Consider the following 20,582-nt stretch of genomic DNA (forward strand, 5'->3'; position numbering starts at 1 on the left):
TCGGGGTCCGGGGCAGAGCCCCGGCCTGTCGGATCGGCGTCAGCCGATCCGACACGTGACACTTCACGCAAGGCGCGGCAGGGCCGCGGCCTCTCGGGCCAGCGCCTCGATCCCGGCCCAGTCGCCCGAAGAGACCATGTCCTTCGGCGCCACCCAGCTGCCGCCGCAGCAGAGCACGTTCGACAGGCCGAGGTAGTCGCCCACGTTCTTCATGGACACGCCGCCGGTGGGGCAGAAGCGGACCTGCGGGATCGGCGCGCCGATGGCCTTGAGCGCGGGCACGCCGCCGTTGGCCTCCGCCGGGAAGAACTTCTGCACGGTATAGCCGCGCTCCAGCAGTTTCATCGCCTCCGACGCGGTGGCGGCACCCGGCAGCAGCGGCAGGTCGGCGGCCTCGCAGGCGTCGAGGATGCGGTCGGTGGCGCCCGGCGAGACGCCGAATTTTGCGCCTGCGGCCACGGCCTTTTCCACGTCCTCGGGTGTCAGGAGCGTGCCCGCGCCGACCACGCCGCCCTCGACCTTCGCCATCTCGGATATCGCGTCGAGCGCCGCGGGGGTGCGCAGCGTCACCTCGAGCACGGGCAGGCCGCCCTTGACCAGTGCCTCGGCGAGGCCGCGCGCCTTCGAGGCGTCGTCGATCACGAGAACCGGGATCACCGGGGCGAGGCGGCAGAGGCGCTCGCTTTCGCGGCTGGCGTCGGCTGGGGTCATGGGGAGCGTCCTTTTCGAGTATTTGTGAAGCAGAGAAGCAGGGGGCGCGCCCTTGGCGGGGCCGGGCGCGCCTTTGGGGTCAGACGACCACGGCCGCGCCGTTCGAGGCAAGCCCCACGTTGGCGCGGAAGGCGGCGAAAAGCTCGCGTCCGACGCCGTGGCCGTTGCCTGTGAGGTCGGCGGTCACCGGTTCGCGGTCGGCGAAATCGGGCGCGAGGTTCTCGAGCGTGCCGTTGGTGGCGTCGAGGCGGACGATGTCGCCGTCGCGCACGCGGGCGAGCGGGCCGCCGTCTGCCGCCTCGGGCGAGACGTGGATCGCCGCGGGCACCTTGCCGGAGGCGCCGGACATGCGGCCGTCGGTCACCAGCGCCACCTTCAGGCCGCGATCCTGCAGCACGGCGAGAGTCGGGGTCAGGCCGTGCAGTTCCGGCATGCCGTTCGACTTCGGCCCCTGGAAGCGGACGACGACGATGGTGTCCTCGGTGAACTCGCCCGCCTTGAAGGCCAGCTTGACGGCTTCCTGGTCCTCGAAGACGCGGGCCTTCGCCTCGATCACGTGGCGTTCGGGGGCGACGGCGGAGACCTTGATCATGCCGTGGCCGAGGTTGCCCTTAAGCTGCTTCAGGCCGCCGGTCTTCTGGAAGGGGTCGGTGGCCGGGCGCAGGACCTTGTCGTTGTGGGTCTGCGTCGGGCCGTCGCGCCAGGTCAGCTTGTCGTCCTTCAGTTCGGGCTCGCGGGTGTAGGGGCGCAGGCCGTCGCCGATCACCGTCTTGACGTCCTCGTGCAGGAGGCCCGCGTCAAGGAGTTCGCCGATCATGTACTGCAGCCCGCCCGCGGCGTGGAAGTGGTTCACGTCCGCAAGGCCGTTCGGGTAGACCTTGGCCATCAGCGGCGTCACCGAGGAGATGTCGTCGAAGTCCTGCACCTCGAGCGCGATGCCTGCGGCGCGTGCCATGGCGGGCATGTGCAGCACGAGGTTGGTGGAGCCGCCGGTCGCCATCAGCCCGACGATGCCGTTGACGAAGGCCTTGGCGTCGAGGATCTCCGACACCGGACGGTAGTCGTTGCCGAGCGCCGTGATCTCGAGCGCGCGTTCGGTCCCGGCGACGGTCAGCGCGTCGCGCAGCGGCGTGTTGGGGTTCACGAAGGAGGCGCCGGGCAGGTGCAGGCCCATGACCTCCATCAGCATCTGGTTGGTGTTGGCGGTGCCGTAGAAGGTGCAGGTGCCCGGCCCGTGGTAGGAGGCCATCTCGGCCTTCATCAGTTCCTCGCGGCCGACCTCGCCGGTGGCGAACATCTGGCGGACCTTGGCCTTTTCGTCGTTGGGCAGGCCGGTGGGCATCGGGCCCGCGGGCAGGAAGACCGAGGGGATGTAGCCGAAGGTGGCCGCGGCGATGATCAGCCCCGGCACGATCTTGTCGCAGACGCCGAGGTAGAGCGCCGCGTCGAAGGTGTTGTGCGAGAGCGCGATGCCTGCTGCCAGTGCGATCACGTCACGGGAGAAGAGCGAGAGTTCCATGCCGACCTGGCCCTGGGTGACACCGTCGCACATTGCCGGAACGCCGCCCGCCACCTGCGCTGTGGCGCCCTGCGCGCGGGCCGCCTTGCGGATCAGGTCGGGGAAGCGCTCGAACGGCTGGTGAGCCGAGAGCATGTCGTTGTAGGCGCTGACGATGCCGATGTTGGGCGCGCGTTCGGTGGCGAGCCGGTCCTGGTCCTGGCCCATGGCGGCATAGGCGTGGGCCTGGTTGCCGCAGGTCAGGTGGGCGCGGCGCGGGCCTTCGTCGGCGGCGCGAGCCATGCGGTCGAGATAGGTGGCGCGCATGCCCGAGGAGCGTTCCTCGATACGGGCGGTGACGTCGGCGATGGTCTGATTGAGGGTCATGGAACGAGTCCTTTCCGGCTCCGGTTTCCGGTCTTCCGCGATACATAGACCAGTTAGCGCTAACGGTAAACCCCGTGATCCGTGCGGCCATCAGGTTGACGTGTCGACGAAAGACCCTGCTGTCGCCCAAATGGCGCCACGTTCCGGAGCAAAACAACGTTAACAGCAGCCTTCGGGCAGCGACAGGGCAGAACGGCGCTTCGGGAGCAGCGAAGCGGCACAGAAGGGCGAAAAAGATGCGGATTGCACGGTTTGTTCTTGGGCTTGGAATGATGGCGGCACTAGCGGCCTGCGGCGAGATGCCCGGCCGCGCACCGTTCGAGGCGATGCCCGGCGGCGAGGTGACCCGCGCCTCGACCCTGCAGATGGAGCGCGCGGCCCCGGTTGCGGAGCTTGACGCCCCGGTCCTGCAGGGGGGCATGAGGCTGGTGGAGTACGAGTTCCGCGTGCCCGAGGCGCTCAGCGTGTCCGAAGCGAACCTGTATCTGCCGATCGCCGACATCGTCTGGCGCGGCGACGCGCCCGGCAACCGCAAACAGCAGGTAGCGGCGATGTTTCAGGCGAGCCTCGAGAAGGCCCGCGCGGGCGCGCCCGCAGAGGGGCGTCCGGTCAAGGCCATCATAACGCTCCACAAGTTCCATTCGCTGACGGAGAAGGCCCGTTACACCACCGGCGGCATCCATACGGTCGTCTTCGACACAACCCTCGTCGATGCCGCGACCGGTGCGGTGCTGGTGCAGGGCCGCCGGACCCGCGCGGATCTGGAGGCCTTCGGCGGGCGCCGGGCGATGGCGGCGGAACGGCAGGGCCTGGGCATGAAGGTCCGCCTGATGGCGCATCTGGACCGCGTCATGGCGGCCGAGGTGTCGACCGCGGGGGGCTGGCGCGACAAGGGCCGGACGCTGACCCGGGCGCTCGATCAGATCTGAATTTCAACCGCTTCATTCTTGGGAGAAAGCGGGGTAAGGCGGGGGTCATGACGACCTCCGCCTCGCCTGATTCCGGCTCCGCATCCGACCGTCCCGTCCTGCGCCTTCTTCCGAAGGCCAACGCCCGCGCCATCCGCCGCGGCGCGCCATGGGTCTTTGACAACGAACTGGTGATGGATCGCCGGACCCGGGGCATCGCGCCGGGCACCATCGCCACGCTGGAGGACCACGAGCGCAAGCCGCTGGCCACGGTGGCGGTGAACCCCGGCTCGAAGATCGTGGCGCGGGTGCTGGACCGCGAGATCGTGGAGGTCGGCACCGACTGGCTGCGGGCGAAGGTCGCCAAGGCGCTGTCGCTGCGCGAACGGTTGTACGATGCGCCGTTCTACCGGCTGATCCACGCGGAGGCGGACGGCTTTCCCGGCGTGATCGCGGACCGTTTCGGCGACACGCTGGTGGTGCAGCCGAACGCCGCCTGGGCCGATGTGCGCCTGCCGGAGCTGGCGGAAATCCTGGCGGAGGTCACGGGCTGCACGAACATCCTCAAGAACGCGTCCGGGCGCGGGCGCGCGCTGGAAGGGCTGGACGATGCCGATGCGGTGCTGCTGGGGGTGGCGCCCGACGCGCCGGTGCCGGTGGTGATGAACGGCGCGACCTACATGGCCGACCTGACCGGCGGCCAGAAGACCGGTCTGTTCTACGACCAGCGCGACAACCACGCCTTTGCGGCCCGGCTGGCGGCGGAGGGATCGGTGATCGACGTCTTCAGCCATGTCGGCGGCTTCGGGCTGGCGGCTCTTGCGGGCGGCGCGCGCGAGGTGCTGTGCGTCGACGGTTCTGCCCCGGCGCTGGAACTGGCGCAGGCGGGGGCCGATGCAATGGGCGTGGCCGACCGCTTTGCCACCCGGCAGGGCGACGCCTTCGACACGCTGACGGCGCTGCAGGAAGAAGGCGTGCGCTATGACGTGGTGGTCTGCGACCCGCCGGCCTTCGCGCCGTCGAAGCAGGCGCTGGACAAGGGGCTGCGGGCCTACGAACGGATCGCGCGGCTGGCGGCGCCGCTGGTGGCGGAGGACGGGTATCTCGTGCTCTGCTCGTGTTCGCACGCGGCGGACATGACAGCCTTTACCGGCGCGTGCCTGCGCGGCATCGGCCGGGCCGGGCGGCGGGCGGTCCTGATCCACACCGGGCAGGCGGGGGCCGACCATCCGCTGCTGCCGCAACTGGCAGAATCGGGCTACCTGAAGGCGCTGTTCTTCCGGCTGTGAAGGTCGTCCTCGACACCTGCGTCCTGTTTCCCACGGTGATGCGCGAGGTTCTTCTGGGCGTGGCCGGGGCCGGGCTTTACGCGCCGCTCTGGTCGGAACGCATTCTCGAGGAATGGGCCCGCGCCGCGCGCAAGCTGGGACCGGGCGGAGAGGCGCAGGCGCGGGGCGAGATCGCGCTGGTTCGCGCCGCATGGCCTCGGGCCAAAGTGACCTGGCCGCCGTCGCTTGAAGGGCGCCTGTGGCTGCCCGATCCGGCGGACGTGCATGTGCTGGCGGCGGCGGTCGCGGGCAGCGCCGACGTGATCGTGACGATGAACGCCTCTGATTTCCCGCGTAACGTGCTGGCCGAAGAGGGCCTGAGCCGCACCGATCCCGACGCCTTCCTGCTCGGGTTCTGGCAGGCCTCGCCAGACGCGGTGCAGGGCGTGGCAGAGCAGGTGCTGGCCGAGGCGCGGCGCCTCTCCGGCGACGACTGGGAGATGCGCGCGCTCCTGAAGAAGGCCCGTTTGCCGCGTCTTGCCAAGGCCTTGGCCTGACGAGACCTGGCACGGGGGACAGGGTGCCCTTGCAGTACACGGCGGGTCAGTCTAGAGGTGCCTGAAACCCGATAAAATCCCTCGGACGTTTTGGGGCAGACGTGACGACACCGCCAAGGCTAGAAATCCGCGACCTCGTGCGCCGCTTCGACGGTCAGACCGTGGTCGATCACGTGTCGCTGCAGATCGCGCCGGGGCAGGTGACCTGCCTGCTCGGCCCCTCGGGATGCGGCAAGTCGACGACGCTGCGGATGATCGCGGGCGTCGACATGCAGGATGAAGGCACCATCCACGTCGACGGCAAGCTGGTCTGCGACACGGTGTTCCGCGTGCCGCCCGAGCGCCGCTCCATCGGGCTGATGTTTCAGGACTTCGCGCTGTTCCCGCATCTGAGTGTCGGGGAAAACGTGGCCTTCGGACTGAAGGGCGGACGTTCGGAGAAGCGCGCCACGGCGGAGCGGCTTCTGGACCGGGTCGGGCTGCGGCATTACATCGACCATTATCCGCATCACCTGTCGGGCGGCGAGCAGCAGCGCGTGGCCCTGGCTCGCGCGCTGGCGCCGCAGCCGAAGATCATGCTGATGGACGAGCCGTTCTCCGGCCTCGACAACCGGCTGCGCGACGGTATCCGCGACGAGACGCTGGACCTGCTGAAGGAGGAAGGCGCGGCGGTCCTGCTGGTCACGCACGAACCCGAAGAGGCGATGCGCATGGCCGACGAGATCGCGCTGATGCGCGACGGGCGGATCGTTCAGCAAGGTGCGCCCTACAACATCTACAACGCGCCGGTGGACCGCGAGGCCGTGGCATTCTTCAGTGATGTCAACGTCTTGCAGGGCACTGTTCAAGGGGCGCTGGTGGACACGCCGTTCGGCCGCTTCCTTGCGCCGGGCGTGGCGGATGGCGGCGCGGTGGAGATCGTTTTCCGCCCGCAGCACGTCTCCATCGACTTCGACCGCTCCGGCAAGGGCCCGAACCCGACGGAGATCGCCGGCACGCCTGCGCGCGGCGTCGTGCAGCGGGCGCGGTTCATGGGATCGGAAAGCCTCGTCGAGTTCGTGATGGATCACGACAGGCAGAAGCTGATCGCCACCGTACCCAACGTTTTCCTGCCGAAGACCGGCACGCCGATGTGGTTGAGCCTGCGGCGCGACCGGTGTTTCGTGTTCCCCGTAATGGGGCGGAAACGCGCCTGATTTCAGACTCTTGCGTCGCGTTCTTCGACCAGTTTGCGAAGGATGTAGACCCGTATGGAAGAGGCCAGCCCGACCTCCGGGTCGCGCGCCTCGTCGATTTCGGAGGCAAGCGCGTTCAGGGGCTTGTCCATCTCGGCCGCGATGCGCCGGAATTCGGACCAGAAGGCATCCTCGAGCGAGACCGAGGTGCGGTGGCCCTTCAGGGTCAGCGACCGCTTGACCGGGCGGCCCGTCATTCCCGTTCGTGCCCGTCGAGGTCGCGCCGCTCCTTGTCGGTGCGGGCCTTGGCCAGCGTCTTCTGCGCCTTGGTCAGGCCGTGCTGAGCGGCGTTGGTGTCGCCCTCGCGGCGTTTCTCGTCGCGGGACTTCTGCTTGCGGAAGCGGTTCAGGTTGACGACCTTGCTCATGACGCGATCCTAGCTGGCTTCTTGGCGGCGTTCCATGGGTTTCAGACGGACAGGACCGGGCCGTCGAGCAGGTCCATCAGCGCCCCGAAATACCCCTGCGACCGCGCGGGCCGGTTCGGGTCGGAGGTGATGGCGGCGGCGATGTCCCGGTCGGCGTGAAAGGCGATGATCTGCCCGCCGTAGCCGCGCGCCAGCGCCCAGCCGGTGGGGCTCAGGAACCAGCCGTAGCCGTAGGAGAGGCCGGAGTAGGGCGAGCGGGTCAGTGGCTGGACGGAGGTTTCCACCCAGTCGGCGGGGATGACCTGCGTTCCGTCCCAGACGCCGCCGTCGCGCATCGCCAGCGCAACGCGCAGCATCGCCCGGGGAGTCAGCGCCATCTGGTTGCCGCCGAGGTAGAAGCCCTGCGGATCGCGGGTCCACGGCGGGATGTCGATGTCCAGAGGGCGGCCCAGCCGGGTGCGGGCCTGTTCCAGCAGCGTGAGGCCGGTTGCCTCTGCCAGCGCCGCGCCGAGGACATGGGTCGAGCCGGTGGAATAGAGCATCCGCCCGCCGGGTTCCGCCACCATGGGACGGGACAGCGCGTCGCGCACCCAGTTTGACGAGGCGACCCATGCGCCGTAATTGGGGCCGGAGGTCCGCTCCAGTCCGGCGCGGAGGCTGGCGAGGTCACCCAGCGTGATGTCGGCCACCTGCGGATCGGCACCGGAGGGGATCAGCCGGGGGGCCACGTCGCCGAGGGTGGCGTCCAGCGCGACCTCGTCCCGGTCGATGGCACAGCCCAGAAGCAGCGCGACCATGCTTTTCGAACAGCTCTTGATATTGGCCAGCGCGTCGAGGCCGGGGCCGCGATAGGCCTTTTCGTGGATCAGCGTGTCGCCCTTCCGGACGAGGATCGCGTGGAACTGGTCGTGCGCCTCCGCGAAGGCGGCGAAGGGATCGTCCTGCGCCCACGCGCGGGAGACGAAGGGCAGGGCCAGGGCGGAGGCGAGGAGGGTTCGACGTTGCATCCCCCTGAAATCGGCGGAAATCGCCAGAGGTCAACGGATCGCGGCTCACGTTTGCGCGGGTCAGAAGTCGGGCGAACGAGAAACGCGCGCCCGGATGGGGGCGCGCGTGGGTGTCTTTCCGCGTTGGTGCAGGATCAGTCCTTGGGGCCGATCATGTCCTCGGGGCGGACGACGCGGTCGAAGGTCTCCTCGTCCACGAAACCGAGCGCGATGGCCTCTTCCTTGAGGGTCGTGCCGTTCTTGTGGGCAGTCTTGGCGACCTTGGTGGCGTTGTCGTAACCGATGGTCGGCGCCAGCGCCGTCACCAGCATCAGCGATTCCTTCATCAGTTTCTCGATCCGCGCCTCGTTGGCCTCGATCCCGACCACCATGTTGTCGGTGAAGGCAGAGGCCGAGTCGCCCAGAAGCTGCATGGATTGCAGGACGTTGTAGGACATCATCGGGTTGTAGACGTTCAGCTCGAAGTGGCCCTGCGAGCCCGCGAAACCGACCGCCGCGTCGTTGCCCATGACATGGGCGCAGACCATGGTCAGCGCCTCGGCCTGCGTCGGGTTCACCTTGCCCGGCATGATCGACGAGCCGGGCTCGTTCTCGGGCAGGATCAGTTCGCCAAGGCCGGAACGAGGGCCGGAGCCCAAGAGGCGGATGTCGTTGGCGATCTTGAAGAGGCTTGCCGCCACGGTCTTCAGCGCGCCGGAGAACATCACCATCGCGTCATGCGCGGCCAGCGCCTCGAACTTGTTCGGTGCGGTGACGAAGGGCAGGTCGGTGATCGCGGCGATGTTGGCTGCGACCGTCTCTGCCCAGCCCTTTTTCGTGTTGAGCCCGGTGCCGACGGCGGTGCCGCCCTGCGCCAGTTCGTAGATGTCGGGCAGGCAGGCCTCGACCCGTTCGATGCCCTTCTTGACCTGGTGGGCGTAGCCGCCGAATTCCTGGCCCAGCGTCAGCGGAGTGGCGTCCTGGGTGTGGGTCCGGCCGATCTTGATGATGTCCTTGAATTCGGCGGACTTCGCTTCGAGCGCCGCGTGCAGCTTTTTCAGGCCGGGCAGCAGGACGTCGCGCGCCTGCATGCCGATGGCGACGTGCATCGCGGTCGGGAAGGTGTCGTTCGACGACTGGCCCATGTTGCAGTGATCGTTGGGGTGGACGGGGGACTTGGACCCCATCTCGCCGCCCAGCATCTCGATTGCGCGGTTGGAGATGACCTCGTTCGCGTTCATGTTCGACTGCGTGCCGGAGCCGGTCTGCCAGACCACCAGAGGGAAGTTGTCGTCGAACTTGCCCTCGATGACTTCCTGTGCGGCGGCCATGATCGCGTCGGCGATCTCGGGCGTCATGGTGCCGAGCGACTTGTTCGCCTCGGCGCAGGCCTTCTTGATGACGCCAAGGGCGCGGACAATCGGCACGGGCTGCTTTTCCCAGCCGATGGGGAAGTTCATGATCGAGCGCTGGGTCTGCGCGCCCCAGTACTTTTCGGCGGGCACTTCCAGCGGGCCGAAGCTGTCGGTCTCGGTACGGGTGGCGGTCATGGGCGACTCCTGCATTTGTATGCGATTGCATGCCGATTAAAGGAAAGCGGGATGCTGGGCAATCGTGCAATCGCGGCAAGGTTTACTAAGGCCGGTGCCGCGCGCCTAGAGACGAATTGCCCCAGCGGAACGGCCCGGGGTCAGGCCAGACGGGTTCCGGGCAGATGCACACGGAATACGCTGCCGCCGCCCTCCGGCTGGGTTGCCGACAGCTTGCCCTTGCGCATGCCAAGCAGCCGCCGCAGCCCGAGCAGACCGAAGCCATGGCCGTATTCGAAGGGTTTGCCGTCGAGAAAGTCGAGCGTACCGCCGGGCAGGCCCTTGCCGTTGTCTTCCACGAGGATGTCGAGGCCCTCGTTCGTCGCGTCGGTTCGGACGCGGACGCGCACCCGGTCCTTGCCCGCGTGTTTCAGTGCGTTGTCGACGAGGTTGCGCAGGATGATCTGGAGCGCGGTGCGGTCGGCGGTCAGGCGGATCTCTTGTGCGTCGAGGTCGTGCTGCCCGCGCGGGTCGAGGACGGTGAAGATGTCGCGGCAGAGCAGGTGCAACTCGAAGCTCTCGATCCGCTCCTCGGCATTGCTGGCCTCGCTGAAGTCGAGGACCTCGCCGATCAGGTCCTGCGCCTTTTCGCTGACTTCCGACATCAGGTCGGCGATCTCCCGCGCCTCCGTCGCGTCCTCGGGCAGTTCGTCGCGGATCAGTTCGGACAGGCCGAGGATGCGGCGCATGGGCGCGCGCAGGTCGTGGGCTGCGAAGGCGAGGTACTGCTCCATCTCGCGGCGGGCGCGTTCGACCCTGGCGAGGGTTTCGATGTCCTTCTGCTGCGCGGCCCGGATGGGCGTCACGATGGTCGAGGTGCCGACGATGACGATGATGTGGTCGTCATGCCCGAGGATCGGCGAGAGGGTGGTCTGCACCTCTGTCGCGGAGCCGTCGAGGTCGAGCAAGAGGTCGTAGGTCTGCGCGGTGCGGGTGGCCATGACCTCCATGTGACGCCGATAAGCCGCTTCGCCAAAGGCGCCCTCGTAGACCTCGCGCGCGGTATGGCCCAGCACCTCCTCCCTCGGGCGGGCGCCCAGCCGTTCGGCGGCGCGGTTCCAGAAGGCATAGACAGGCCTGCCCTCCGGATCGGGCCGGAGGACGAATATCGGCAGAGCGACATAGTCGAGGATGGCGAAGTTCAGAGGGTTCATGCCGATGTCGCCCGAGACCCAGGCAGGATAGTCCCGTGGACGTTACGGCAGGCACCCTTTACGAAAGGTTCATTTCCGGAAACGGTCGAGGCTGACGACTTCGGCATCATGATGCTGCGCCTCGGGTTTGCCGGGACCGTCGCCGCCGGGCGTGGGATCGTCGTCGCCTTCGTCGTCCTCGCTGTCCTGACTTTCGAAACGCAGGCCGAATTCCACGGAGGGATCGACGAAGGTGCGGATGGCATCGTAGGGGATCGACAGCCGTTCCGGTGCGTCGCCGAAATTCAGAGTGACGGCAAAGCCCTCGTCACCGACCTCGAGGTCCTCGTACCAGTTCTGCATCACCACGGTCATCTCGCCGGGGTAACGCTGGGCCAGCCAGTCGGCCAGTTCGACCTCCGGGTGGCGGGTGTCGAAGGTGATGAAGAAATGATGATCGCCGGGCAGCCCATGCTCTGACACGCCGGTCAGAACCTCCTGGATGAGGCCGCGCATCGCGCGGTGCATGAGTTTTCCGTAATCAATACTGTCGGACATAGTTCGGCTTTCTGTTCGTTGCGCCCACCATATTGCTCTGGACGGAGAATGGAAGGGGGGAGTCAGACCTGCGCCAGACCCCAGCCGGCGAGCGCACAGACCGCCAGCACAAGTGGCACCGGTGCCTTGCGCGCGAACATCAGCGCGGCCAGCGCGATCAGCGGCAAGGCGTCGATGCGCAGGGTCGAAAGGACAGGGAGCGGCATGGACAGCGGGCCGCGGTCGATGGTCATGGTGTCGGCAAAGAGCGTGTGGAGCGCGAACCAGAGCGAGAGATTGGCGATCACGCCGACCACGGCGGCGGTGATCCCCTTGAGCGCGGCCTGAAGCCGCGGACGGGCGAGCAGAGTCTCCACATGCGGGGCGAACGTGAAGATCCAGAGGAAACAGGGCACGAAGGTCATCCAGAGTGTCAGCGCCCCGGCGGCCAGAGCCATGCGGGGTCCGCCCTCGGCATGTCCGGCGAGTTGACCCACGAACTGCGTGACGAGGATCAGCGGGCCGGGCGTCGTCTCGGCCAGCCCGAGGGCGTCGACCATCTGCGGCGCGGTCAGCCAGCCGCGGATCTCCACCACCTCCTGCGCCATGTAGGCAAGGACGGCATAGGCGCCGCCGAAGGTCACGACAGCCAGTTTCGCGAAGAAGGCGGCGAGGTCGAAGAGCAGCGTCTGGCCCGCGACGTAGAGGATCGGAAGGGGCAGCAGCCAGAGCACCAGCCACAGCAGGATCGTGGCCGGGGCGGTGCCCTTGCGGGCGGGGTCCGACGCGGGTGTGACCGGTTCGTCCACTGTGGCACGGCTGCGCAGCGCCCCCCAGACCGCCGCCAGCGCGATGACCAGCGGGAACGGCAGGCTGAACGCGAAGAGGGCGAGGAAGGCCGCGACCGCCATTACCATGTCGGACGTGCGCTTCAGGGCCTTGGACGACAGCCGGCGCAACGCCTGCACCACGATGACGATGACGCTGGCCTTGACGCCGAGCATCAGCGCCTCCGTCTCGGGCCGTGTGCCGTATTGCGCGTAAAGCAGTGCGAGGACCGCGATCACCGCCGCGCCGGGCAGGACAAAGAGCGCGCCCGCGATCAGGCCGCCTGGGATGCCGCGCAGGCGCCAGCCGGCATAGGTGGCGAGCTGCATCGCTTCGGGGCCGGGCAGCAGCATGCAGAAGGACAGCGCCCGCAGGAACTGCGCCTCGGTGAGCCAGGGACGCTCTTCCACCAGTTCGCGGTGCATGACGGCGATCTGCGCCGCAGGACCACCGAAGGAGAGCAGGCCGATGCGCGCGAAGACTCGGGTCAGGAGAGGGTAGGGCGTCATGATCCCCAAAGGCTTAGGGGGGCTTCGTGACGATCACAAGACAGACCGGTGCGGGGCCGGGCTCAGGCGGCCGTCGCGGGCCAGTTCATCGCGATCAGCCAGGCGGCCGGGGCGGCCTCCAGCAGGAACCAGACGAAGGCCTTGGGCTGTGGCGGCCGGTCCATCACCATGGAGACGACGCGCCCGGTGGCTGCGCCGACGTAGGCGATCCCCAGCATGGCATAGGCGAAATCCGCGCCGGTGATCAGGCAGCACAGGCCCATGGCCACGAACAGCCCGCCCGCAGAGGCGCGCAGCTCGCTCAGACCCATGGTGCTGTTGACGGGCTTCAGGTCCAGCGCCTTCGCGGCGAAACGCGGGCTGACGAAGGCCATGCCGCCGAAGGCGATGGTCATCAGTGCGATGAGAATGTTGAGCAGGTCTGTCATCCGGGTCCGCCTTGCTGGTTCGCTCAGACGTAGCGGGCCGAAGGAGGGCGGCAAGAGCGCGGCGGACAATCATGCTGCCTTGCAGCAGAGGGTATGTCAGGGGCAGGGCCGGTCGCCGAGGCCGGTTTCGTCGCAGGGGGGCAAAACGGGTGCCGGGCGCGGCGTGTCGCCGGGTCTGCCGTAAGTCGGGTGGTCGTCGTCGTGGCGCCCGCCCATCGACAGGTCCCGGGCCCTCTCCATCACGTCATAACGCATCGGCTGGGCAGGTTCGGTCATGTGTCCGCCGGGCATCGGGCCGCCGCAGGCGGAGATGAACGAAACGGCGATGAGGGGAAGCAGGAGGCGCATTGCGGAACTCCGGTCTGTCCGGGTGACGACTGCGTCCGGTGTGGTCCGAAAAGCGAGCGCAAACTGGCGGTCGCGGATGGGGATGGCACGGGACGTGAAGTGCAGGCTTCTGTTGCCAGGTGCCTGCGAACCCCGCCTTACGCTGCTAGGCGCAAGGACTTAGATTTCGGTCTCGTCACTGCTTACGCAGCAACTGCAACCGGAGCACGATTGTCGTTGGCAATTGTACTTTGTGAACCGATAACGGTGGTATCTCACCGGGACAAAGCAACATCTTTACGCGTTCGTCGATCCTGTTTCGGCCCCATTGTCCCCCAACGAAGGGATGTTTGGTGGAGCCGCCGGGTACCGCCCCCGGGTCCGATCCGTTTATTACATGCGCGTTTATGCCCATAGTTCCCGAAGGAACAGCCTAGATATAGGCGCCGCGCCGCGAATTGCAAAGGGGGAAATCGATACGAATTCCACGGGCTTTGCACCGGGGCCGGCTTCCGCGTTTCTTAACCGTTTTGATATTTATTCGGGCCCGACGGCGGGCGCGATGCGCCGGCCTGCGTGTTCCGCGGGCGGCTGTGGCGCGCGCATCCGGTATGGGAGGAGGTTCAGGTCGATGAAACACATGGCAACCCGTCTGAGGCGCATGGCCGCCTTGGTCTGCATGAGCCTGGGGCTTTGCGGCCCCGCCGTGGCCGAGGAGTACAGCTTCGGCGTCGTGCCGCAGTTCGAGCCGCTGCGGCTGGCCTCCGCCTGGATTCCGATCCTTGAGGAGCTCGAGCGGCGGACCGGCCACCGCTTCGTCATGTCTGGCACGCCGGACATACCGGCGTTCGAGGATGCCTTTCGCCGCGGCGCCTTCGATTTCGCCTACATGAACCCCTATCACGCAGTCATGGCGCACGATCATCAGGGGTATCTGCCCCTGCTGCGCGATGGCGGGCGGCAGCTTTTCGGTATCCTTGTGGTCGCCCGCGACGGGGGCATAGACGACCCCGCCCAGCTTGCCGGAAAGCAGGTGGCCTTTCCCGCGCCCAACGCGCTTGGCGCTTCGCTGATGATCCGTTCAGACCTTGCGCAGAGGTTCGGCATCGACTGCGTGCCGGTCTATGCCGCGACGCACAGCTCCGCCTATCTCAACGTGCTTCTGGGACGGTCGGCGGCGGCGGGCGGCGTGATGGCGACCTTCACCGCCCAGCCCGAGACGGTCCGCAACGGCCTGCGCATCATCCACGAGACGCAGCGCGTGCCGCCGCATCCGGTCGTCGCGCACCCCCGCGTCTCCGAAGAGGTGCGCGAGGAGGTGCGCCGCGCCTTCCTCGACATGGCGCACGATGCCGAGGGGCAGGCCGCGCTCGACCGGGTGCCCTTCCGCGAGATCGTGACGGCGACGATGGAGGACTACCAGCCGCTCAGGGACATGAACCTCGAACGCTTCGTGGAATGAGGTGACGGTACATGAGGTGCCGCGATGACTGAGGACGAGGGACGGGGCCACCGCAAGCTGCGTTATTCCGTGCGCGGGCGTTTCCTGCAGATGGGCGCACTTGTCGGCCTCCTCGGTTTCCTGCTGTTCTTCGGGATCTGGCAGCCGAAGGTCCAACGGACGTTCAACGAACTCGAAGTCACTTTGACGGAGCGCCAGCTTGACGTGCTGGGCAACGCCCTGACGCCCTACATGCTGCAGAACCAGATCGGCGCGGCGCACGAGATCCTCGATCACGCGCAGATGAGTTTCAGCGCGTGGCGCGGGGTGGAGCTTTTCGACGGGGACGGGCGGCGCCTCTATCCGCTGGAGCACCCCGATCATACAAAGGACCATTACCTCGTCACCCGGCCGATCCTGTTCGGCGGGCGGCTTGTCGGCACGCTGGTCGTGCATCTGGACATCCGGGTCCACAGCGCCGCGCTGCGCAGCCAGGTCTGGCATCTGGGTGTCGTGATGATGGGGATCGTCGTGATCTTCGGGGTCGGGGGGATGGTCTTCCTGGACCGGCTCGTGCTGCGGCGGGCGTCGATGCTGGCGCGTGCCGCCAAGGAGCTGGCCGCGGGCCGCTACGACACCCCGCTACCCAAGGCGCGGCAGGACGAGATCGGGCAACTGGTGGAAAGTTTCGCCACCATGCGCGAGACGATCCGCAGCAAGGAGCAATCGCTGACGGAGGCGCGCGACACGGCGGAGGCGGCGGTCGAGGCGAAGTCACGCTTCCTCGCCACCATGAGCCACGAGATCAGGACACCGCTGAACGGCATCCTGCCGGTCACCGACCTGCTGCTTGAGACGGAGGTGACGGAGGATCAGCTTGCCAAGCTGACGATCATCCGCAACGCAGGGCGGACGCTGAAATCGGTGATCGACGACATCCTCGACATATCCAAACTGGAAGCGGGCGAGGTGCTGATCCGTGCGGAGGAGTTCGACCTCGATGGCGTCGTGCGCAGCGCGGTGTCCGTCCTTGCCCCGCAGGCCGACGCGCGCGGACTGTCGCTGGAGGTCGAGATGGGCGCCGACTGTGCCAGCTGGGTGATCGGCGACGCCGACCGGCTGAGCCAGGTTCTGATCAATCTGGCGGGCAACGCGGTCAAGTTCACCGACACCGGCGGTGTCCGGGTGCGCGTCTCGGCCGAGCGGGGGCGGTTCCGGTTCGAGGTGATCGACACCGGGATCGGCATCGGCGAGGCGGACAAGGCGCGGATTTTCAAGCGTTTCTACCAGGTGGCAGGGGCGCAGAGCAGCCGGATGTCGGGCAGCGGTCTGGGCCTGTCGATCAGTGCCGCGCTGGTCGACGCCATGGGCGGCAGGCTGCGGCTGGACAGCACACCGGGCAAGGGCAGCCGTTTCCACTTCGCGCTGCCCCTGCCGGAGGCCGGGCATGCGCCCGACACGTCCGGCGATAGTCCCGAGGGCGCGGAGACGACGCAGCAGCCGTTGCGGGTGCTTGTCGTGGATGACAGCAAGGTCAATCTGACCGTGGCCTGCGCGATGCTCAAACGCCTTGGGCATGAGGTCGACTCCGTCACCGGCGGTGCCGAGGCGGTGGAACGCGTGGCGAAGGGGGGGATCGACCTCGTCCTCATGGACCAGCACATGCCCGAGGTCGACGGGCCGGAGGCGACCCGCCGCATCCGCGCGCTGCGGGGGCCGGTGTCGCGGGTCTACATCTCAGGACTGACCGCCAGCATCTTTGCCGAGGACGTGGGCAAGTGCCTTCAGGCCGGCATGGACGAGTTCCTCGCCAAGCCGATCTCGCGCATCGAACTGGTCCGGGTGCTGAAACTGGCGCAGGAACATCGCGACGCGGAAGCGGCGCAGGGATCGAAACCCTGTCCGCCGCCCCAGTCCGCAACACAATAACATCCGGGTTGCGCTGTCGCGGCGGGGTTCACCCGCCGCGACGGCAATTCGTCAGCCCTTCCGCTTGCTGTTTGCCAGCCGCTCGAACGCCGATCTGAGCGCCGTGTCGGTGAACGGCTTCTGGACGATCTCGCAGGGCGGGTAGGTTTCGACCAGCGCCTGGTTGTCGCCGTAGCCGGTTGCCAGCACGAAGGGCACGCCCATGTCATGCAGCCTTTCCGCGACGGGCAGCGATTGTTCGTCCCCGAGGTTCACGTCCAGCACCGCGTGATTGGGGGTCACGGTTTCGAGCCATGCCATGGCATCGTTGACGGACGAGGCGATCTCCACCGGGGAGGCGCCCATGTCCTCGAGCATGGCGGCCGCGTCCATCGCGATGATCAGCGAATCCTCCAGCACGAGGGCGGGACCGGCGAAATCGGCGCCCGCGGCCTCTTGCGCCGGCTGGACCGGCGCGGGCGACGGTGCAGCCTGTTCTTCGATCACCTTGGCGAGGACGTGCGGCGGCAGGCGGAAGTGGGCCTCGACCCCGGTCACCTTGTAGTGGATCCGGGAATCGCCTTTCAGTTCGTGCGGGATCGACGTCTCGATGATGACCGTTCCGAAGCCGCGACGTTCCGGCGGCGACACCGGCGGGCCACCGCGTTCGAACCAGTCGATCAGCAGACCGCCCGCGTTGTCCTGCGAGATGTTGATGTCCACGCGCCCGCGGCTGTCGCAGAGCGCGCCGTACTTGACGGAGTTTGTCGCCATCTCGTGCAGGACCAGCGCAAGCGTGGTGTAGGCCTGTGGTTTCACCAGAGCGTCAGGTCCGGTGATCTTCACCCGTGCCGCCTTGCCGTCGGCATAGGCCGCGAATTCGCAGACGATCAGTTCACGAAGCGAGGCAGGTTCCCAGTGATCCGCGGTAAGCTGGTCGTGCGCCCGCGCAAGCGCGTGGATGCGCCCGTCGAGGTTGGCGGTGAAATCTTCCAGCGTGGCAGCGGAGGCCCGCGATTGCGACAGCAGCCCGCGCATCAGGTTGAGGATGTTGCGCACGCGGTGATTGAGTTCGGAGATCAGCAGTTGCTGCTGTTCCTGCGCCCGCTCCCGTTCGAGGTTCGCGGCATCCGTCACCTTGAGGAAGACCTCGAGCAGGACGGTGCGCAGCAGGTTTGCGGCGTGCACCTCCTGGTTGGTCCAGGGAGCGGACCGACCGGCCACGGTTTCCTTCCACACGTCGAACGACTTGCGCGGCGTGAGGCGCACGCCGTTCGGGCCGACGGTGACCGGCTTGTTCGGATCGCCCGCCCAGGACACCGTGTCGTTGATCGGGCGGCGGAAGAGCAGCAGGTAATCACGCGGGCGTTTCGAAATCGGGATGGCCAGAACACCGGCGATGCGATCCTCGTAGTCGCGGGCGGGTTCGTGCACGTTGCCGAGGCAATCGGTGTAGTAATTCTGCGAGCCGATGGAGCGGTCGAGGAACCGCGCGATGCTGCGGACCTCCTCGGCGGTGGTGGTCGTGCCGATACAGGTCGGGGACTCGCCGTCATACAGGCACAGCCCGTCGTGCGGCAGGACCGACTGGATGTCGTCGCTGACCGCCAGCAGGCTCTCTGCCAGTTTCTGACCGTCGGCCATATGCGTCATCAGGCGGCTTTGCAGACGGTTGGTGTTCACCTCCGCGATCTTGCGCTGTCCGTCCTCGAACCGTGTCAGCTCGTACGAGAACATGTGTGCGAACATCTCGAACGCGGTGCGGCGTTCGTAGTCGATGTAGCGCGGGCTGTGGTGGTGGCAGGCAAACAGGCCCCAGAGTTCGCCGTCCTTGATGATCGAGACGGACATGGAGGCATTGACGCCCATGTTCTTCAGGTACTCGATATGGATCGGAGAGACGGCGCGCGTCACGGCGAGCGACAGGTCCACGGGCGCGCCGTCGACCGTGTGGGGCGGAGAGATCATGCTGCCCGGATCGTCCACATCGGCGATCAGCCGCAGCAGCGACCGTTTGTAGAGCGCGCGGGCCTGTGCGGGGATGTCGGAAGCCGGGAACATCAGGCCGAGGTACCTGTGAGCGCCGTCGCTCCGGGTTTCCGCCAGAACCTTGCCAGACATGTCGGCCTGGAACTGGTAGAGCATGACGCTGTCGAAACCGGCGAGTTTCTGCAGCGCGGTGGTAGCCCTGCGGGCGAGGCTTTCGAGGTCGGCACAGCCCTTCAGCTGAAGGATCTGGGGGTAGACCTCGGACATGACATCGCGGCCGTGCGAGACCGCGCGCGGCTCGAACTCCACGATCATGTGGCGTCCGCTGCCGTGCAGGGACACGTCGAAAGTCCGGTTGTCGTTCTGCAGGGTCATGCCGAACAGCCGCACCACGCCATCCGGCGTGTCGGTGAGGTGCATGCTCTTGCGCATCCGTTCGAAACCGTCGTGGACGATGAGGTCCTGCAACGGACGGCCGATCGCGCTGTCATGGTCGATGCCGAGGATGTCGTGAAGATTTTCGGAGGCGTGTTGGACGATCCAGTCCGTCGAGACGGCGAGCAAGGCGCCGTAGGACTGTACCCGACCCAGCTGGTGGATCGGTTCGCGGTCGCAATTGGTGAGGTCCACGCTGTCGCTGTCGGAACCCGAAGCCCTTGCGATTTTCATATAGGCGACCCTTTCAGTCCGGTTGGTTCAGGAGACATGCGCTGCGGCTGCGCGGTCGAAGATTTTGAATGCTTCCGTGGCGTCCGCGACAATGCGGTCGGCCTCGGGACTGCGCGCGGCCATAGAGTCCAGGCCAGCGCAATGGCGCTGCCAGACCGGTCCGACCGGAGGGGCAAGGAAATAGGATGGCATGGCGATGTCCGGATCCGCCTTGACCAGCCTGCGCCGGATCACCTCAGTTCCCAACCGCGATCCAAGCACAATGTAGTCGATTGCCACAGGATGCAGCGGCTGGCCAGCTTGACCTTGCGTAGGCCCGGGGCCGACATCGGCAAAAAGCCGCATCAGGAGATCTACGATGATTTCCCGGCTGAGGAGGGACTTGTTGTCGGCGGTGCGGCGGCACAGCGCAAGAAGGGCTTCCTGCTGGACGCGGAGGAAGTCGTTGAGGCGGGCATGCGGATCGTGGAAGACGTTGTCGAAACGGAGTTCCACACGGGCATGTTCCGGGCCGGTGTCGTTACGAATCCTGTGCCTGAGAGACAGCGTATCCTGCCCTCCGGACAGCGATACATCTGCGAATAACATCAACGTAAGGTCACCTTCCTAGAAGTCCAGAGTCGTAGAACGCGGAAACACTGCAATCGTTCCGCAGAATTATTAACATTCCGCATTTTTTTCTGGAGGGCTTCGAAGGTGGTAAATGCGCCTCTTCAGGCGTGTACGAGTTTGCCGTCGCACAACTCGACGGAGTCGGGCGCCAGCCTGTCGCGGAACCTCGGATCGTGGCTGACCAGCAGGATGGCCTGGGGCAGGGCGTCGAGGATTTCCAGGAGCCGTGCCTCGTTGCGTGTGTCGAGCGCGTTGGTGGGCTCGTCCAGCAGCAGCGCCTCCGGCTCCATCACCAGCACGGTCGCCAGGGTGACCAGCCGCTTCTCGCCCCCGGAGAGCTTGTGGGTGATCCGGTCGCGCAGGTGGGTCAGGCCCAGGTCACCCAGAATGCGGTCGACCATTGCCAGCGCCTCTTCCCGGCTGCGGCCGAGGTTCAGGGGGCCGAAGGCCACGTCCTCTGCCACGGTCGGACAGAAGAGCTGATCGTCGGGGTCCTGGAACACCAGTCCGACCCGGCGGCGCACCTCGTGGAAGTCCGCCTCGGCCACGCGCGGGGTGCCGAAGACGCGGATCGTGCCGCTGTCGGGGCGTTGCAGGCCGAGGATCAGCCGGAGCAGCGTCGACTTGCCCGCGCCGTTCGGGCCGGTCAGCGACAGGCGCTGGCCCGGTTCAAGCCTCAGGTTCGCGCCTTTCAG

Annotated in this window: 20 protein-coding genes, 1 other RNA gene and 1 pseudogene; 6 read left to right on the plus strand and 16 right to left on the minus strand. The window is 67.0% G+C overall.

The window, feature by feature from the left end:
• Positions 1-63: 63 nt before the first annotated feature.
• On the minus strand, positions 64-711 hold the full coding sequence (gene eda / locus CDO87_RS20635) for a bifunctional 4-hydroxy-2-oxoglutarate aldolase/2-dehydro-3-deoxy-phosphogluconate aldolase (RefSeq protein WP_100930523.1): 648 nt from the start codon (positions 709-711) through the stop codon (positions 64-66).
• Positions 712-790: 79 nt separating this feature from the next.
• Positions 791-2,596 carry a phosphogluconate dehydratase gene (gene edd / locus CDO87_RS20640; RefSeq protein WP_100930524.1) on the minus strand — a complete coding sequence of 602 codons (1,806 nt, stop codon included), beginning with the start codon at positions 2,594-2,596 and terminating at the stop codon, positions 791-793.
• Between the two features lie 269 nt (positions 2,597-2,865).
• On the opposite strand from edd, the gene CDO87_RS20645 reads away from it, so the two are divergent.
• From CDO87_RS20645 to CDO87_RS20660, 4 genes are all read left to right on the plus strand, one after another.
• Positions 2,866-3,525, plus strand: a complete 660-nt coding sequence (locus tag CDO87_RS20645; protein WP_100930525.1) for a DUF6778 family protein — start codon at positions 2,866-2,868, stop codon at positions 3,523-3,525.
• 47 nt (positions 3,526-3,572) lie between these two features.
• Positions 3,573-4,793 carry an RSP_2647 family RNA methyltransferase gene (locus tag CDO87_RS20650; RefSeq protein ID WP_100930526.1) on the plus strand — a complete coding sequence of 407 codons (1,221 nt, stop codon included), beginning with the start codon at positions 3,573-3,575 and terminating at the stop codon, positions 4,791-4,793.
• Complete coding sequence (locus CDO87_RS20655) at positions 4,790-5,329, plus strand: RSP_2648 family PIN domain-containing protein (RefSeq protein ID WP_100930527.1); 540 nt, start codon at positions 4,790-4,792, stop codon at positions 5,327-5,329. Before CDO87_RS20650 ends, CDO87_RS20655 begins: the two co-directional genes overlap by 4 nt.
• Before the next feature lie 101 nt (positions 5,330-5,430).
• A complete protein-coding gene (locus CDO87_RS20660) occupies positions 5,431-6,525 on the plus strand; it encodes an ABC transporter ATP-binding protein (RefSeq protein WP_100930528.1) in 1,095 nt (364 codons plus the stop codon).
• A 2-nt stretch (positions 6,526-6,527) separates the two neighbouring features.
• Here CDO87_RS20660 and CDO87_RS20665 read toward each other — a convergent pair whose 3' ends face one another.
• The 10 genes from CDO87_RS20665 to ssrA all read right to left on the minus strand — a co-directional run bounded on the left by CDO87_RS20665 (position 6,528) and on the right by ssrA (position 13,737).
• Positions 6,528-6,761, minus strand: a complete 234-nt coding sequence (locus CDO87_RS20665) for a ribbon-helix-helix domain-containing protein (protein WP_100930529.1) — start codon at positions 6,759-6,761, stop codon at positions 6,528-6,530.
• A complete protein-coding gene (locus CDO87_RS20670; RefSeq protein ID WP_100930530.1) occupies positions 6,758-6,931 on the minus strand; it encodes a DUF4169 family protein in 174 nt (57 codons plus the stop codon). The genes CDO87_RS20665 and CDO87_RS20670 overlap by 4 nt, the downstream gene beginning before the upstream one ends.
• 41 nt (positions 6,932-6,972) lie before the next feature.
• Positions 6,973-7,938, minus strand: coding sequence for a serine hydrolase (locus CDO87_RS20675; RefSeq protein WP_100930531.1), 966 nt, complete (start codon positions 7,936-7,938; stop codon positions 6,973-6,975).
• A gap of 134 nt (positions 7,939-8,072) precedes the next feature.
• Positions 8,073-9,467 (minus strand): class II fumarate hydratase, encoded by a 1,395-nt coding sequence (gene fumC, locus CDO87_RS20680; RefSeq protein ID WP_100930532.1) that lies wholly within the window; start codon positions 9,465-9,467, stop codon positions 8,073-8,075.
• A gap of 140 nt (positions 9,468-9,607) precedes the next feature.
• Entirely contained in the window at positions 9,608-10,660 is a 1,053-nt protein-coding gene (locus tag CDO87_RS20685) for a HAMP domain-containing sensor histidine kinase (protein WP_100930533.1), read from the minus strand.
• Positions 10,661-10,729: 69 nt separating this feature from the next.
• Complete coding sequence (locus CDO87_RS20690) at positions 10,730-11,197, minus strand: SspB family protein (RefSeq protein ID WP_100930534.1); 468 nt, start codon at positions 11,195-11,197, stop codon at positions 10,730-10,732.
• A 62-nt stretch (positions 11,198-11,259) separates the two neighbouring features.
• Positions 11,260-12,513 carry a chromate efflux transporter gene (chrA, locus tag CDO87_RS20695; RefSeq protein WP_100930535.1) on the minus strand — a complete coding sequence of 418 codons (1,254 nt, stop codon included), beginning with the start codon at positions 12,511-12,513 and terminating at the stop codon, positions 11,260-11,262.
• Positions 12,514-12,575: 62 nt separating this feature from the next.
• Positions 12,576-12,941 carry a DUF4345 family protein gene (locus tag CDO87_RS20700; RefSeq protein ID WP_100930536.1) on the minus strand — a complete coding sequence of 122 codons (366 nt, stop codon included), beginning with the start codon at positions 12,939-12,941 and terminating at the stop codon, positions 12,576-12,578.
• A 96-nt stretch (positions 12,942-13,037) separates the two neighbouring features.
• The gene (locus CDO87_RS20705; protein WP_100930537.1) at positions 13,038-13,289 is read right to left on the minus strand and encodes a hypothetical protein; all 252 of its coding nucleotides are present in this window, start codon (positions 13,287-13,289) and stop codon (positions 13,038-13,040) included.
• 98 nt (positions 13,290-13,387) lie between these two features.
• Positions 13,388-13,737: a transfer-messenger RNA gene (gene ssrA, locus CDO87_RS20710) on the minus strand.
• Positions 13,738-13,899: 162 nt separating this feature from the next.
• Here ssrA and CDO87_RS20715 point away from each other — a divergent pair.
• Together CDO87_RS20715 and CDO87_RS20720 are read left to right on the plus strand one after the other, a co-directional pair.
• Complete coding sequence (locus CDO87_RS20715) at positions 13,900-14,730, plus strand: phosphate/phosphite/phosphonate ABC transporter substrate-binding protein (protein ID WP_198521772.1); 831 nt, start codon at positions 13,900-13,902, stop codon at positions 14,728-14,730.
• A gap of 24 nt (positions 14,731-14,754) precedes the next feature.
• The gene (locus CDO87_RS20720) at positions 14,755-16,638 is read left to right on the plus strand and encodes an ATP-binding protein (protein WP_100930538.1); all 1,884 of its coding nucleotides are present in this window, start codon (positions 14,755-14,757) and stop codon (positions 16,636-16,638) included.
• A gap of 51 nt (positions 16,639-16,689) precedes the next feature.
• Here the strand turns inward: CDO87_RS20720 and CDO87_RS20725 are convergent, their stop codons facing one another.
• The 4 genes and pseudogenes from CDO87_RS20725 to CDO87_RS27655 form a co-directional block, all read right to left on the minus strand.
• On the minus strand, positions 16,690-19,275 hold the full coding sequence (locus CDO87_RS20725) for an HWE histidine kinase domain-containing protein (protein WP_100930539.1): 2,586 nt from the start codon (positions 19,273-19,275) through the stop codon (positions 16,690-16,692).
• 27 nt (positions 19,276-19,302) lie between these two features.
• Complete coding sequence (locus CDO87_RS20730) at positions 19,303-19,863, minus strand: hypothetical protein (protein ID WP_157815064.1); 561 nt, start codon at positions 19,861-19,863, stop codon at positions 19,303-19,305.
• 125 nt (positions 19,864-19,988) lie between these two features.
• Positions 19,989-20,204: a hypothetical protein gene (locus tag CDO87_RS27650; RefSeq protein ID WP_407072244.1), complete on the minus strand. Its 216-nt coding sequence runs from the start codon at positions 20,202-20,204 to the stop codon at positions 19,989-19,991.
• A pseudogene (locus CDO87_RS27655) lies at positions 20,199-20,570 on the minus strand (energy-coupling factor ABC transporter ATP-binding protein); the annotation flags it as partial. The pseudogene CDO87_RS27655 and the gene CDO87_RS27650, both read right to left, overlap by 6 nt.
• Between the last annotated feature and the right edge of the window lie 12 nt (positions 20,571-20,582).

Source organism: Sagittula sp. P11, assembly GCF_002814095.1.
GTDB lineage: Bacteria > Pseudomonadota > Alphaproteobacteria > Rhodobacterales > Rhodobacteraceae > Sagittula.